This is a genomic window from Methylotenera sp. (assembly GCF_029945705.1).
GTDB lineage: Bacteria > Pseudomonadota > Gammaproteobacteria > Burkholderiales > Methylophilaceae > Methylotenera.
In genome coordinates this window covers 211,192-224,792 of record NZ_JAQSDC010000004.1, presented here as the reverse complement: position 1 = coordinate 224,792, position 13,601 = coordinate 211,192, and the positions used below count along the sequence as shown (strand labels likewise).

General features: G+C 43.0%; 15 protein-coding genes. 6 read left to right on the top strand and 9 right to left on the bottom strand.

Annotated elements, in window-relative coordinates; genetic code table 11:
• Window positions 1-44 precede the first annotated feature (44 nt).
• From PSU78_RS02020 to fdx, 6 genes are all read left to right on the top strand, one after another.
• Entirely contained in the window at window positions 45-1,298 is a 1,254-nt protein-coding gene (locus tag PSU78_RS02020; RefSeq protein WP_300383451.1) for an IscS subfamily cysteine desulfurase, read from the top strand.
• 143 nt (window positions 1,299-1,441) lie between these two features.
• Window positions 1,442-1,837, top strand: coding sequence for a Fe-S cluster assembly scaffold IscU (gene iscU, locus PSU78_RS02015; protein ID WP_300383448.1), 396 nt, complete (start codon window positions 1,442-1,444; stop codon window positions 1,835-1,837).
• Window positions 1,838-1,940: 103 nt separating this feature from the next.
• Window positions 1,941-2,264, top strand: coding sequence for an iron-sulfur cluster assembly protein IscA (iscA, locus tag PSU78_RS02010; protein WP_300383445.1), 324 nt, complete (start codon window positions 1,941-1,943; stop codon window positions 2,262-2,264).
• The gene (hscB, locus tag PSU78_RS02005; protein ID WP_300383442.1) at window positions 2,261-2,782 is read left to right on the top strand and encodes a Fe-S protein assembly co-chaperone HscB; all 522 of its coding nucleotides are present in this window, start codon (window positions 2,261-2,263) and stop codon (window positions 2,780-2,782) included. Before iscA ends, hscB begins: the two co-directional genes overlap by 4 nt.
• Before the next feature lie 29 nt (window positions 2,783-2,811).
• A complete protein-coding gene (gene hscA, locus PSU78_RS02000) occupies window positions 2,812-4,701 on the top strand; it encodes a Fe-S protein assembly chaperone HscA (protein WP_300383440.1) in 1,890 nt (629 codons plus the stop codon).
• A gap of 89 nt (window positions 4,702-4,790) precedes the next feature.
• Complete coding sequence (fdx, locus tag PSU78_RS01995; RefSeq protein ID WP_300383437.1) at window positions 4,791-5,132, top strand: ISC system 2Fe-2S type ferredoxin; 342 nt, start codon at window positions 4,791-4,793, stop codon at window positions 5,130-5,132.
• 169 nt (window positions 5,133-5,301) lie between these two features.
• On the opposite strand, the gene PSU78_RS01990 is transcribed toward fdx, so the two are convergent.
• The 9 genes from PSU78_RS01990 to PSU78_RS01950 all read right to left on the bottom strand — a co-directional run bounded on the left by PSU78_RS01990 (window position 5,302) and on the right by PSU78_RS01950 (window position 13,513).
• Window positions 5,302-5,940 carry a carbonic anhydrase gene (locus PSU78_RS01990; RefSeq protein ID WP_300383435.1) on the bottom strand — a complete coding sequence of 213 codons (639 nt, stop codon included), beginning with the start codon at window positions 5,938-5,940 and terminating at the stop codon, window positions 5,302-5,304.
• 138 nt (window positions 5,941-6,078) lie between these two features.
• A complete protein-coding gene (locus PSU78_RS01985; RefSeq protein ID WP_300383432.1) occupies window positions 6,079-7,551 on the bottom strand; it encodes a putative porin in 1,473 nt (490 codons plus the stop codon).
• Between the two features lie 279 nt (window positions 7,552-7,830).
• Window positions 7,831-9,366 carry a lysine--tRNA ligase gene (gene lysS, locus PSU78_RS01980; protein ID WP_300383429.1) on the bottom strand — a complete coding sequence of 512 codons (1,536 nt, stop codon included), beginning with the start codon at window positions 9,364-9,366 and terminating at the stop codon, window positions 7,831-7,833.
• Window positions 9,367-9,498: 132 nt separating this feature from the next.
• Window positions 9,499-9,903 (bottom strand): type II toxin-antitoxin system VapC family toxin, encoded by a 405-nt coding sequence (locus tag PSU78_RS01975; protein ID WP_300383426.1) that lies wholly within the window; start codon window positions 9,901-9,903, stop codon window positions 9,499-9,501.
• Window positions 9,900-10,136 (bottom strand): type II toxin-antitoxin system VapB family antitoxin, encoded by a 237-nt coding sequence (gene vapB, locus PSU78_RS01970; RefSeq protein ID WP_300383424.1) that lies wholly within the window; start codon window positions 10,134-10,136, stop codon window positions 9,900-9,902. Before vapB ends, PSU78_RS01975 begins: the two co-directional genes overlap by 4 nt.
• 83 nt (window positions 10,137-10,219) lie before the next feature.
• A protein-coding gene (gene prfB, locus PSU78_RS01965) for a peptide chain release factor 2 (protein WP_300383421.1) occupies window positions 10,220-11,324 on the bottom strand; the annotation gives its coding sequence in 2 pieces (ribosomal slippage) (window positions 10,220-11,242 and window positions 11,244-11,324; 1,104 coding nt in all).
• Between the two features lie 67 nt (window positions 11,325-11,391).
• The gene (locus PSU78_RS01960; RefSeq protein WP_300383418.1) at window positions 11,392-12,468 is read right to left on the bottom strand and encodes a hypothetical protein; all 1,077 of its coding nucleotides are present in this window, start codon (window positions 12,466-12,468) and stop codon (window positions 11,392-11,394) included.
• Complete coding sequence (gene arsC / locus PSU78_RS01955) at window positions 12,462-12,878, bottom strand: arsenate reductase (glutaredoxin) (RefSeq protein ID WP_300383416.1); 417 nt, start codon at window positions 12,876-12,878, stop codon at window positions 12,462-12,464. Before arsC ends, PSU78_RS01960 begins: the two co-directional genes overlap by 7 nt.
• Window positions 12,875-13,513 (bottom strand): MIP/aquaporin family protein, encoded by a 639-nt coding sequence (locus tag PSU78_RS01950; RefSeq protein WP_300383413.1) that lies wholly within the window; start codon window positions 13,511-13,513, stop codon window positions 12,875-12,877. Before PSU78_RS01950 ends, arsC begins: the two co-directional genes overlap by 4 nt.
• Window positions 13,514-13,601 lie beyond the last annotated feature (88 nt).

Genomic DNA, 13,601 nt, shown 5'->3' with positions numbered 1-13,601 from the left:
TAACACCCAAACCGATTTAATAAAATGTAAGGATAAATGAAAGAATGTCAGCTTCACTAGAAATGCCAGTTTCAAAACACGCAGAAGACAGCATGCATCCAATTTATTTGGATTATTCAGCTACTACACCTGTTGATCCGCGCGTTGCCGCAAAAATGATTCCATACCTCACGGAAGATTTCGGTAACCCAGCTTCACGTAGCCATCCCTACGGTTGGACTGCTGAAAAAGCGGTTGAAAACGCACGTGAAGAAGTCGCCAAATTAGTGGGTGCAGATCCGCGCGAAATTGTGTGGACATCCGGTGCGACTGAATCTAACAACCTTGCGATTAAAGGTGCTGCTAATTTTTACAGCGGTAAAGGTAAACATATCATTACCGTAGCAACAGAACACAAAGCGGTGATTGACCCAGTACGTGAACTTGAGCGCCAAGGTTTTGAAGCTACATTCTTAGAGCCAGAACCAAACGGCCTAGTAGATTTAGAAAAATTTAAAGCAGCGATTCGTCCAGACACAGTGTTAGCTTCTGTAATGTTAGTCAACAATGAAATCGGTGTGATTCAAGACATTACTGCAATCGGCAATATATGCCGTGAAAATGGCGTGATTTTTCATGTAGATGCTGCCCAAGCAACAGGCAAAGTGCACATTGATTTAGATAAACTACCTGTCGATTTAATGAGCTTTTGTGCGCATAAAACTTACGGCCCAAAAGGAATTGGCGCTTTGTATGTTCGTCGCAAACCGCGCATTCGTATTGAGGCGCAAATGCATGGTGGTGGACACGAGCGTGGTATGCGTTCAGGTACATTAGCTACTCACCAAATCGTTGGTATGGGCGAAGCATTTAGAATTGCTCGCGAAGAAATGGATTTAGAAAATGCACGCATTCGCCGCTTAAGCGATAAATTGTTACATGGCCTAGAAACCATGGAAGAAGTTTACGTGAATGGTGATTTAGAACACCGCGTCCCTCATAACTTGAATATCAGTTTCAATTATGTGGAAGGTGAATCTCTAATTATGGCTGTAAAAGGCATTGCTGTTTCAAGCGGTTCTGCATGTACCTCTGCCAGCTTAGAGCCAAGCTACGTATTACGTGCTTTAGGCCGATCAGATGAGTTAGCACACAGTTCAATTCGCTTCTCCATTGGTCGCTTCACGACTGAAGACGATGTTGATTACACGATTGAATTAATGAAAAGTAAAATTGATAAATTAAGAGAATTATCCCCACTTTGGGAAATGTTTAAAGATGGAATTGATCTAAGTAAAGTGCAGTGGGCTGCTCATTAGATTTTTTGCGACAATTTGAGACATAACAACGGTTAAAATAAGAAGCAAAATCAAGGCGACAAACCGAAGACAGTACGAATAGTACGACAAGGTGCAGTCAACGATGAGTTTGCGAATTATTTTAAGCGCATAGGAGAAGTAAAATGGCATATTCAGATAAAGTTTTAGATCATTATGAAAACCCACGTAATGTTGGTACGTTAGATAAAAACGATCCCAATGTAGGTACTGGCATGGTCGGTGCGCCAGCGTGTGGCGATGTAATGAAGTTAATGATTAAAGTAAATGATAGCGGCATAATTGAAGATGCTAAATTCAAAACTTACGGTTGTGGTTCAGCAATTGCCTCAAGCTCTTTGGTAACAGAGTGGCTTAAAGGCCGTACCATTGATGAAGCTTATGCGATTAAGAATTCAGAAATCGCTGAAGAATTAGCCTTGCCGCCTGTAAAAATTCACTGTTCTGTATTGGCTGAAGACGCAATTAAAGCGGCTGTAGCCGATATTAAAGCAAAACAAGCTGCGAAAGAGACTGCTTGATTTTCACTGTAGGAGCGACGCCCCGTCGCGATAAATGCGTCACTGTAGGGGCGGTTACAATCGGCACGAGGGCGTGCCTCCTACCAAAACAGGAGTTTTAAATATGGCAATATCACTGACAGAAACCGCGGCTAACCGCGTAGAAAAATTCCTTGCCAATCGTGGCAAAGGCATTGGTTTACGTTTGGGTGTTAAAACCACAGGCTGTTCAGGCATGGCGTATACACTGGAGTTTGTCGATGAGATGCATCCAGAAGACACCGCGTTTGAAAGTAACGGCGTTAAAGTGATTGTTGACCCTAAGAGCCTTGTTTACATCGATGGTACAGAATTAGACTTTACCAAAGAAGGCTTAAATGAAGGCTTTAAGTTTAACAATCCCAACGTAAAAGACGAGTGTGGTTGCGGTGAAAGCTTTACAGTGTGAGTCTGAATTACTTTGAGTTATTTGGACTTGAACCAATTTTCAACATTGAATTAGCCACACTAGAAAGCAATTTCCGCAAGATACAATCTGAGTCTCATCCAGACAGATTTGTCACGGCATCAGCGACAGAAAAGCTAACGGCTATGCAACAAGCAACGCTGGCAAATGAAGCTTATCTATGCCTTAAAAGTCCAGCTAATCGCGCTAAATACCTATTAGAATTGCAAGGCATCACTGCGATTAGTGAAACTAATACCGCCATGCCGATGGACTTTTTAATGCAGCAGATGGAATGGCGAGAAGCAACGGAAGATGCAGTATCGGCTAAAGATATAGGCGCTTTAGATAATTTACTTGCTGAAATTCGATTAGAAGCAAAAAGCTTGCAAGAGAGTTTAGTCAGTTTGCTAGATGCGCAAAAAGATTACATTACTGCCACTGACGCTACTCGCAAACTGATTTTTATCGACAAAGTGTCTGAAGACATTAATCGCGCAATTGAACAAATAGACATTTAAAATAGTAATAAATAGACGGCACTTACCTAATGGCATTACTGCAAATATCCGAACCTGGCATGAGTGCCGCTCCACATCAACACAAGTTGGCAGTGGGCATAGACTTAGGCACTACAAACTCTCTAGTAGCTACTGTTAAAAGTGGCATGGCTACCGTATTGCAAGATGAGCATGGCCACGCGCTGCTTCCTTCTGTGGTACGTTATATGCCAGAAGGTGAAGTAGTCGTTGGACATGATGCACAAGCTCAACAAAGTGCCGATCCAGTCAATACTATTGCCTCAGCCAAACGTTTTATGGGGCGCAGTCTAAAAGATATTGCAGATAGAGCGCACATTCCATACAACTTTGTAGATAGCGCTAACTCCACCAAACTATTACAAATTCAAACCCGCGCTGGTTTAAAAACACCAGTAGAAATCTCTGCTGAAATCCTAAAGACGCTTAAAGCTCGTGCTGAAAAGTCGCTGGGCGGCGACTTAATGGGCGTAGTGATTACCGTGCCAGCCTACTTTGACGACGCACAGCGCCAAGCCACAAAAGACGCAGCACGCTTGGCTGGACTCAATGTACTACGACTACTCAATGAACCTACTGCTGCTGCGGTAGCTTATGGCTTGGACAATTCGGCAGAAGGCACTTTTGTCATTTATGATTTAGGTGGCGGTACGTTTGATGTTTCAATACTCAAGCTCACTAAAGGTGTGTTTGAGGTGCTTGCGACCAATGGTGATTCTGCACTTGGTGGCGATGATTTTGACCACCGCATTTATTGCTGGGTACTAGATAGAATTAGAGAAAGTACCAGTAACTTTAATCCGCTAAGTGAAAATGACACACGCTTGCTACTGACCAAAGCGCGTCAAGCAAAAGAATGGTTAACAGATAACCATGAAGCACAAATTGTCTGCCGTTTAAGTAATGGTGTCTTAGTTGATGTCACGCTCAGCGCAACTCAATTTGTAGAGTTCACGCAGCAACTAGTGATTAAAACGCTTGCACCTACTCGCAAAGCCATGCGTGATGCCAACCTAATACTAGAAGATATTAAAGGCGTGGTGCTAGTGGGCGGTGCCACACGTATGCCACAAGTAAGACAAGCAGTTGAAGAGTACTTTAAACAAACGCCGCTGACTAATTTAGACCCAGACAAAGTAGTTGCACTTGGTGCCGCGATTCAAGCCAATGCATTAGTAGGCAATCGCAGTGAAGATGATTTACTGCTGTTAGATGTGACGCCACTTTCCCTAGGCTTAGAAACCATGGGCGGTTTGGTAGAACGAATTATCCCTCGTAATAGCACATTGCCAGTGGCACGCGCACAAGACTTCACCACCTACAAAGATGGTCAAACCGCCATGAGCATACAGGTAGTGCAAGGCGAGCGTGAACTGGTCGCAGATTGTCGTTCGTTAGCGCGTTTTGAGCTACGCGGCATTCCACCCATGGCTGCTGGCGCTGCTCGCATACGCGTGACTTTTCAGGTAGATGCTGATGGCTTACTTTCAGTCAGCGCTCACGAACAAACCAATGGTGTTGAAGCGCACGTAGTAGTCAAACCTTCTTATGGATTGAGCGAGGATGAAATCACGCATATGCTCAAATCATCATTTGGCAGTGCAGAAGCTGACAAAACAGCGCGCATGTTAGCTGAAGCGCGTGTGTCAGCAGGTGCCATTATTAACTCAGTCACACTTGCATTAGCTGCCGATAGCCATCTAATTAGTGATCAGGAAAAGCAAACAATAGAAACTGAAATACAGAATCTGCAAACGGTAAGCCAAGCCGTAGATGCTGACGCCATTAACAAAGCCGTAGATGCTTTAAACCATGCAACCGAAGCATTTGCCGCAGCACGCATGAATGCCAGCGTGAGCCATGCACTGGCGGGTAAAAATTTAGACTCAATTAACCTCTAGGAGCGACGTCCTCGTCGCGAAATAGCAGTGAAACACTTGAACACGTAATCGGCACGAGGACGTGCCTCCTACAAAAAAAGGAATTGTAAATGCCACAAATAATCATACTGCCTCATGTTGAGCTCTGCCCAGATGGTGCAGCCATTGAAGCTAAAACAGGTGAGTCGATATGTGATGTACTGCTAAACAATCATATTGATATAGACCATGCCTGCGACCAAGCCTGTGCCTGTACTACTTGCCATGTGATTGTGCGCGAAGGCTTTAAATCGCTCAATCCATCGGATGATCAAGAAGATGACTTACTGGATAAAGCCTGGGGCTTAGAACCTAACTCGCGCTTATCTTGCCAAGCGCTTGTCGGTACAGAGGACTTAGTGGTTGAAATACCGAAGTACTCAATCAATATGGCGAAAGAAGGCCATCGCTAGGCTACCTCCGTTTAGCACCTTAAAAATTTAAGGTGCACTTTCCACTAGTCCATTCAATGCGCTGTTTTGAGTAAAACTACCAAACTCCCGTCATTCCCGTGACAACGAGAATGACGTATTTTGATGACTCATTTTATATTCTAATAAATTTTTGTTCATGCAAAATATTTTAGAGTTTTAAGGTATCTTCTAGAAAGTTTACGTGGCCTGTAGATATATCGTAAACGCCGCCAATCAGGCCTATTTTCTTCTCGTTGAGCATATCTTCAATAATGTCGCTGCTGTGCAAAATTTGATTAATTTGCACTCTAACATTCTGCTCGCATACTTTAGCCAAAAAATCCTCATTACTTGAATCACGCGATTCCAGCACCGTTTTCTCTTGGCGCACGGCTGGACGAATGTGATTAATAATTTCGCCAATATGACCTTCTCTAAAATTATCACAAGCGGCTTTTATCGCACCACAACTGGTATGTCCAAGCACAACAATGAGTTTAGAGCCTAAGTATTTACTGGCGAACTCTAAGCTGCCAATGCCTTTATCTGAGGCTATATTTCCCGCTAAACGCACACTAAACACATCACCCAAAGCTTGATCAAACAACAGCTCAACAGGTGCGCGAGAATCACTGCAACTTAAAAATGAAGTAAATGGATGTTGCTTATCTTTCGTAATTTCAATTAAAGACTGATAGTCTTTTTTTGAAGTTTGGTTGTGAGTAAAGCGATGATTACCTTCAATCAGAATATCCAACGCCTCTTGTGGAGACATTTTATCGCGATTAAGTAATGGGTGTTGGTACATGCGGTTTACCTTTCAAAACTAAGTACGCGAATTATACCTGATTGTGCTTTTTGAGAGATGCCTTAGGGTATTGATTGGAATGAAAAAAGCCCGCTGATTGAGCGGGCTCTTATATACTTAACTAACTAAAACTACTAATTAGAATTTGTATGTTAAATCCAACTGAACTAAATCAAAGTCCTTTAAGTTTAATGCTAAGTCACTAGCAGCACCAGCGGCACCGAAAGTGTTATTTTTACGTGTTGCATGTCCGTAAGCAAAGTTTGCGAAAACATTATCAGTGAAGTTGTATTGTGCTTTAAAGGTTGTACCTTTCATATTCACTCGTGAATCCATGAAGTCTGAGTCAACTGCATTAGGGTCAACTGACCAAACACCAACATCTTGGTACCAAATACGCGCAGACCAATCACCTTTAACCATTTTGTTAGCTTCAAAGGATTTAAAATCATTTGCAGAACCAACCATAACGCCCAACATCCAAGCGGAATCATCACTACCTTCTGAACCGTTAGCCGCTGCAGCTAACCCAGAATGCTTTGCACGGTCATCCGCGTTGGTGTTGTAAACATAATCACCAAATAAACGAACACCAATACTACTATTTGCCATGAAGTTAACTTCAGCTGGAATTTCGATTGTATCTAAATCATTTACACCAGAAGCAGCAATTGCATAACCTGGCTTTGCGGCAACGGCAGGAACAAACGCTGTACCAGCAGCATTAACAGCGCCTGGAACAGTAGCAGCACCAGCGCCGTCAGTACCAATGCCTGGTTTAAAAGTTGAATTGCTAGTGTTGTGGCTGTATGTTGTATAAGTTAAAGCTGCTTTTGCTGAAGTTGTGTCATTAAAAAGGTATCTACCACCACCTTGGAATGCAAATAATTCAGTAGTTATTGTATCGCCTGTAGTACTAAAATCTTTTCTATCACCTTGGTATTGTGCTTGAGCTGCAGTGAAGAATAAGTCTGCAAAATTCATTTTGTAATTAACTTTTTCAGCTAAGCCTTCAAAGTTTAAATCTGCATCCCACACCATAGGTGTTGTATAAAGCGGGTTATTCATACGACCTGCTTCAATCGCTAACCAATCAGTAGCTTTGTAACCAACCATAGCACGTTTAACAAACACTGTTTCTTTATCATTAATATTTGTTGTAGCTGATTTACCAAATGTAGCATTATCTGAACGGCCATTTGCGCCCATCGCTAACGCTAAGTCTGTATACCAGTCACCCGATTCAGTTTTAACACCTAGCGTTAATTTATAACGAGCTCTTTCTCTAGTTTCATCAACATCCGCCCCTGTAGTAGCACCTGTACCACTACGATCTTCATAACGTACGCGAATATCACCATAAACAGTAGCATTATCAATAGCATCTGACATACCAAGTTTTGCAGCTTTTTTAACTTTTTTATCAGCTAATTGAATGTCGTTTTCACGACCTTTTAACAAAGGCAACGCTTCCTCTTCAGTGAGCACGCCTTTTGAAACCAATGCCTGTACAAGGTCAAATGTAGAGTCAGCCATTGCGCTTGTACCAAAGCTCATTAGAGCTGAGCCAGCTAGCGTTGCTGCTACTATGTTACGTAATTTAAAATTCATCAAAAACTCCTTCATAAAATTAACTGCATCAATGTATTTTTTCAACACGAGCAGTTTGTTATTTTTTTATGACAATTTGATGACAAAGAACTAATAAGTAGTCTACTAACAACAGAAGCGTTGCGCTTTTACAACAATAAAAAACGCCTATTAGATTTCACTAATAGGCGTTTTTTATGTTTTGGTAGGAGGGGCTTACAGCCCCGAATGCAGAGACATCCTGCCCACTGAAATTTGTTGCTTGGGTTGTTCGCGGCTACAAGCCGCTCCTACATAATGCTAACTTTCAGCGCGCATGTGTGGGAACAAAATCACATCACGGATACTTGCGCTGTCGGTAATCATCATCACTAAACGATCAATACCAATACCGCAACCGCCTGCTGGTGGCATGCCGTATTCTAAAGCGCGAATAAAGTCTGCATCATAGAACATGGCTTCATGGTCGCCTGCTTCTTTAGCTTTCATTTGCGCATGAAAACGTGCCGCTTGGTCTTCAGCGTCATTCAACTCACTGAAACCATTGGCAATTTCGCGACCAGTTACAAATAGCTCAAAACGCTCCGTGATTTCTGGGTTCTTGTCAGATGCACGCGCCAATGGTGAAACTTCAACTGGATAATCAATAATATAAGTTGGCTCCCACAATTGGCTTTCAGCAGTTTCTTCAAATAAAGCTAATTGCAATGCGCCTAAACCTGCATGGTCAAAAGGTTTTGTACCATGTTTGAGTATTTCTGCACGCAAGAACGTTGCATCATTTAACTGCTCAAGCGTGTACTGCGGTGCGTATTTTTGAATTGCGCCCACAATAGTTAAGCGTTGAAATGGTTTGCTTAAATCTAGCTCGCGACCTTGATATTCCAACACCGCGGTGCCACGTGCTGCGATAGCTGCGGTACGAATACAGTTTTCAGTAAAGTCCATCAACCATTGGTAGTCGGTATAAGCCGCATAAAACTCCATCATCGTAAATTCTGGATTATGACGGACGCTTAAGCCTTCGTTACGGAAGTTACGGTTTACTTCAAACACACGTTCAAAACCGCCCACAACTAGGCGTTTTAAATACAGCTCTGGGGCGATACGCATATACATTTGCATATCCAAAGCATTGTGATGCGTAATGAATGGCTTAGCTGAAGCTCCCCCTGGAATTGGGTGCAACATTGGCGTTTCAACTTCTAAGAATTCATTTTGAATCATAAAGTTACGAATGGCAGAAACCACTTTGCTGCGCGCCACAAAAGTTGCACGTGTTTCTTCTGAGGTAATTAAATCAACGTAACGTTGACGATACTTCACTTCTTGATCTTGCAAACCGTGGAATTTTTCTGGTAATGGGCGCAAAGATTTTGTCAGCAAACGGATTTCAGTGACTTTAATTGAAAGCTCGCCTGTTTTAGTTTTAAACAAATGGCCAGTCGCACCTAAAAAATCGCCCAAATCCCAATGTTTGAATTGCTCGTAGACTTCTTCGCTAATCATGTCTTTGGCAACATAAAGCTGAATACGGCTACCAGCATTTGCGCCACTACCGTCTTGAATAGTCGCAAAGCTGGCTTTACCCATCACGCGCTTCAACATCATACGACCAGCCACTACAACGTTGACCGGTGTCGCTTCAAACGCTTCATTTTCTTGATTAGCATAGGCTGCAATTAAATCAGCTGCTTTATGTTGCGGCTTAAAATCATTAGGAAACGCTACGCCGTTACCTTCTTTAGCGGCTTCACGAATAGATTTTAGCTTTTCACGACGCTCCGCGATTACGTGGTTTTCGTCTACACTTGGCACTTCGTTTTGTTCAGTCATTTATATTTCTCATTACTTTATCGAATAAGCGATTTTAACAGTTTTCAACTCAATATCACTTATCGTGTTTTTAGATACTTACAAATACTTGTGCATCACCGCTGGCTATAGGCTGAGTGCGTTTGGTAATTATTAAGTTTCTACCCAATTTTGTAGCTGCAAGGCTGGCACTCTTTCAAACTCTCGTAAATTATTTGTTACTAACACCAAGCCTTCGCTACGCGCATGGGCGGCGATGTGTAAATCATTTACACCTATGGTTTGCCCTGATTTTTCTAATGCGGCACGTATGCTGCCGTAGTGAAAAGCCGCTTTTGCGGTATAAGGCAATACATCTAGCCGGCTGCAAAAGTCTTCAACCACGGCATGATTGTAGGCAGGCTTGCTACTTTTTTCTGCGCCATGAATCAACTCTGCCAAAGTAATGCTAGAAATTGCCATGCGGCTAGCATTTTCATTGAAGACATTTAACACTTCAATAGGTCGCCGCTTAATGACGTAGATGACAATATTGGTGTCAAGTAAAAATTGAATCACTCTAGCGCCTCGCGCTTAGCTTGCGCCTGCGTGGCGCGGTTTTGCATAAAGTCATCGGTGGCTTGAGCTGAGTTTGTAAAAAAGCTATCCCAACTTGATTGCAGCGGTGCGATTACACGCTCTTTGCCAATAGCACGCACCGTGACTTGTTTTACATCTTCAGGCAGGCGTACATCGGCTGGCAAGCGCACTGCTTGTGTACGATTATTAATAAATACGGTGCTTATACTCATGATGTTTGCTCCTTAATATACAACAAATTTAAAGCGTATATTGCACAAGTATATAGCACGATTTTTTTGATTGCAACTATAGGCTAAACGCCCTGCTTCAAACTGACTTGTATAAATGGGTCAAGGTCGCCATCTAGCACGCCTTGCGTATTACCAATTTCCACATTGGTACGTAAATCTTTAATGCGGCCTTGGTCTAGCACGTAAGACCTGATTTGATGCCCCCAACCAATATCGGTTTTAGCATCTTCAAGCGCTTGCTTATCTGCATTACGCTTGTTTAGCTCTAGGTTATACAACGCACCTTTAAGCATATTCATCGCTTCATCACGGTTACGATGTTGTGAGCGGTCATTTTGACATTGCACCACGGTATTGGTAGGAAGATGGGTAATACGCACAGCAGAATCGGTTTTATTAATATGCTGACCACCCGCACCACTGGCGCGATAAGTGTCAATACGCAAATCGGCTGGGTTAATATCAATTTGAATCGAGTCATCTACTTCAGGGAAAATCTGTACGCTGGCAAATGAGGTATGGCGTTTGGCGTTACTGTCAAACGGTGATTTACGCACCAAGCGATGTACGCCATTTTCAGTTCTTAATGTGCCGTATGCATAGTCGCCAGTGACCTTGATTGAAGCACCTTTGATGCCAGCCACATCGCCATCAGACTCTTCTAGCACTTCCACTTTAAAGCCTTTGCGTTCGCAATATCTTAGATACATACGAAGCAGCATGGCTGCCCAATCTTGCGCCTCTGTACCGCCGCTACCAGACTGAAACTCGATAAAACAGTTATTCATATCTAGCTCGCCAGAAAACATGCGGCGGAACTCCATTTCTGCCACTTGTTTTTCTACTGCTTGCGAGTCAGCATCCACACTGAGTAAAGTGTCGTCATCGTTTTCTTCACGTGCCATTTCAAATAGCTCGCGGCTGTCACTTAAGCTAGTTTCAACAGAAAGTAAACTATTGACGACTAGTTCTAAGGCACGTTTTTCTTTGCCTAACTCTTGGCTTTTTTTGTTGTCGTCCCAGACTTTTGGGTCTTCTAGGAGACCATTTACTTCCTCTAACCTTTGAGACTTAGTCTCAAAGTCAAAGATACCCCCTAAGGGAGTTGTTGCGCTCGACTAAATCGACTAATCGATTCGCGATGATATTGAGTTGCTCGGCTTCCATAATGGTTTCTACATTGATTTGTGATGCTATTGAAAGCCGATATTATACAGCAAAAGATACCCCTTTATTACTCCAGTCCAACACACCAAGCACCATCAAGATAAACCACTTGCTCGTCTAAAGTGACTCGTTCAGTCACGGCAAATACATCTATATGATACTTGCCGTCACCGCGCTTAAAGTTGGGCTTACCGTAAACACCGTGTTTAGCACCTAACGATAAATGAACACCACACATACGCTCATAACTGCCGATGTCACTCACAGCTCGATCTCTGCTGAAAGCGCGATTAAGGCCAAAGCCGATTTCGCGCAACCAAACTACTTGCTCATCAGCGCGAATATTAGCCAACACAGCATCGAACTGCGGCGTACTATCTTCAGTGGCGACCACTTGTCCGCGTTCAACAATCAAAGTGATGGGGTTATCTGGGCGGTTGACTCTGTATTGCGTGTCGCCAAAGGCAAAGATGCGCACACGTCCATTCACGGCCTCCAAATCACGAGCTTCGGTGAATACCTCGCCGATGGGAAATTGCCCGCCTATATTTTGCATCTCGCTGTAATCGCCCACATTGAGTTTGGCCGACTCAAAAGCTGAACCAATCATCAAACGAGCCTCTGGAAACTCATTACCACCGCTATCTATACATCCAGACTGCGCTTGATTGATGATAGCTTTAAGGCGCTCACCCACTCCACGAAAATATACGGGGTCATATGCTAATGCATCAATATAGTAGCCAACCTCGACCCCCACCATACGACTCAAATGCGGATGCTCAATGACTTTGAGCCCGCGTTTAAAAAGCTCAACGCGAATACGAAAAGCCTCCAGCCTGAAATTAGTCGATTGAATGAGCACCACCAAGTCTGACGCTTCTAAACCAGCCAATACCGCTAATACAGCATCTGGCGTGTGTTTATCAAAATCCACAAAATGTGCATCTGGCAGGCAATGTCTATAGGCTTGCGTCAAAGCGCTCGCTAACTCACAACGCGTATCAAACACCACCACAGCCTTATGTGGCGCAGCGTGTTTGAATATATGCGTCAATAGTTCACTTATATTTTTTTCCGCTGCGCTAGCATTATCAATACCACTAATCAAAGCCTGCGTTATATCGTGTTCATTGGCTAACAAACTTTAGTTGCCCCATTAACCACTTCACCATCTTCTTTAGTAAAAATACCAATATTTGGATTTTCTAAAATATCTAATACCAATTCTGATGGGCGACATAATTTTACGCCTTTGCTAGTCACGACAATTGGACGATTGATAAGAATCGGATGTTGCATCATGGCGTCTATCAAAGCGTCATCCGATAGGCTTGTATTATCTAAACCTAACTCAGCGTAAGGCGTACCTTTTTCGCGGATAATCGCACGCACACTGCCACCCATGGCATTCATAAGTTCAACTAAACGCTCTCTACTTGGTGGATTCTTAACATATTCAATCACTTCAGGCTCTACCCCACTAGCACGTATCATGGCCAAGGTGTTTCTAGAAGTTCCACAGGATGGATTATGGTAAATAGTGACGCTCATTTAAAGTCAACTTTCATGAGAATAAGCATTAACAGTACCGCCGCAATTTGCGCGGAAATAAAGACCAAAACATCCGCAGGCTGAATGCCGACAAAAGTATTGGTGAGACTTCTGGCTACGGTCACCGCTGGGTTTGAGAAAAAAGTAGAGGAGGTAAACCAGTACCCAGCAGTCACAGTTAAAGCTACCAACAACGCAACTTTGTCGCTGGCGTACTTGATACCCAAACGAATCACTGTAAGCAATATCAGTGTAGCAGTTAACTCACTTAGCCAGAGACCAAAACCAATACGTGGCTTTGTGGAGATTTGAATGAGCGGTAAGGTAAACATCATATGCACAAGCCAAACACCGCTGATTGCCCCGATAAATTGGGCAACAACATAGTTAAAGAGTGTCGAAAGACTTAATTTCCCCTCACGCCAAAACATAATGCTAACCACTGGATTAAAATGCGCACCTGAAATCGGCGCTAATAATGTAATCAATACATATAACCCACAGCCCGTAGCAATGCTGTTGCCGAGCAAGGCTACAGCAGCATTACCTGAGGAAAGTGTGTCGCCCATAATGCCCGAGCCAGTGACTATCGCCAAAAGCAGTGCCGTACCGAGAAACTCTGTTAAAAATAGCACTTTTTGATTCATAATTTCTTTATAGTAACTAATGTAAAAATTTGAATGGATTATATCGTAAGAAATTTAGTTATTTATGACATTAGCG

Coding starts and splice junctions, on each gene's coding strand:
- PSU78_RS02020 (WP_300383451.1), top strand. CDS start 45: ATGTCAGCTTCACTAGAAATGCCAGTTTCAAAACACGCAGAAGACAGC.
- iscU (WP_300383448.1), top strand. CDS start 1,442: ATGGCATATTCAGATAAAGTTTTAGATCATTATGAAAACCCACGTAAT.
- iscA (WP_300383445.1), top strand. CDS start 1,941: ATGGCAATATCACTGACAGAAACCGCGGCTAACCGCGTAGAAAAATTC.
- hscA (WP_300383440.1), top strand. CDS start 2,812: ATGGCATTACTGCAAATATCCGAACCTGGCATGAGTGCCGCTCCACAT.
- fdx (WP_300383437.1), top strand. CDS start 4,791: ATGCCACAAATAATCATACTGCCTCATGTTGAGCTCTGCCCAGATGGT.
- PSU78_RS01990 (WP_300383435.1), bottom strand. CDS start 5,940: ATGTACCAACACCCATTACTTAATCGCGATAAAATGTCTCCACAAGAG.
- PSU78_RS01985 (WP_300383432.1), bottom strand. CDS start 7,551: ATGAATTTTAAATTACGTAACATAGTAGCAGCAACGCTAGCTGGCTCA.
- lysS (WP_300383429.1), bottom strand. CDS start 9,366: ATGACTGAACAAAACGAAGTGCCAAGTGTAGACGAAAACCACGTAATC.
- vapB (WP_300383424.1), bottom strand. CDS start 10,136: ATGAGTATAAGCACCGTATTTATTAATAATCGTACACAAGCAGTGCGC.
- arsC (WP_300383416.1), bottom strand. CDS start 12,878: ATGAGCGTCACTATTTACCATAATCCATCCTGTGGAACTTCTAGAAAC.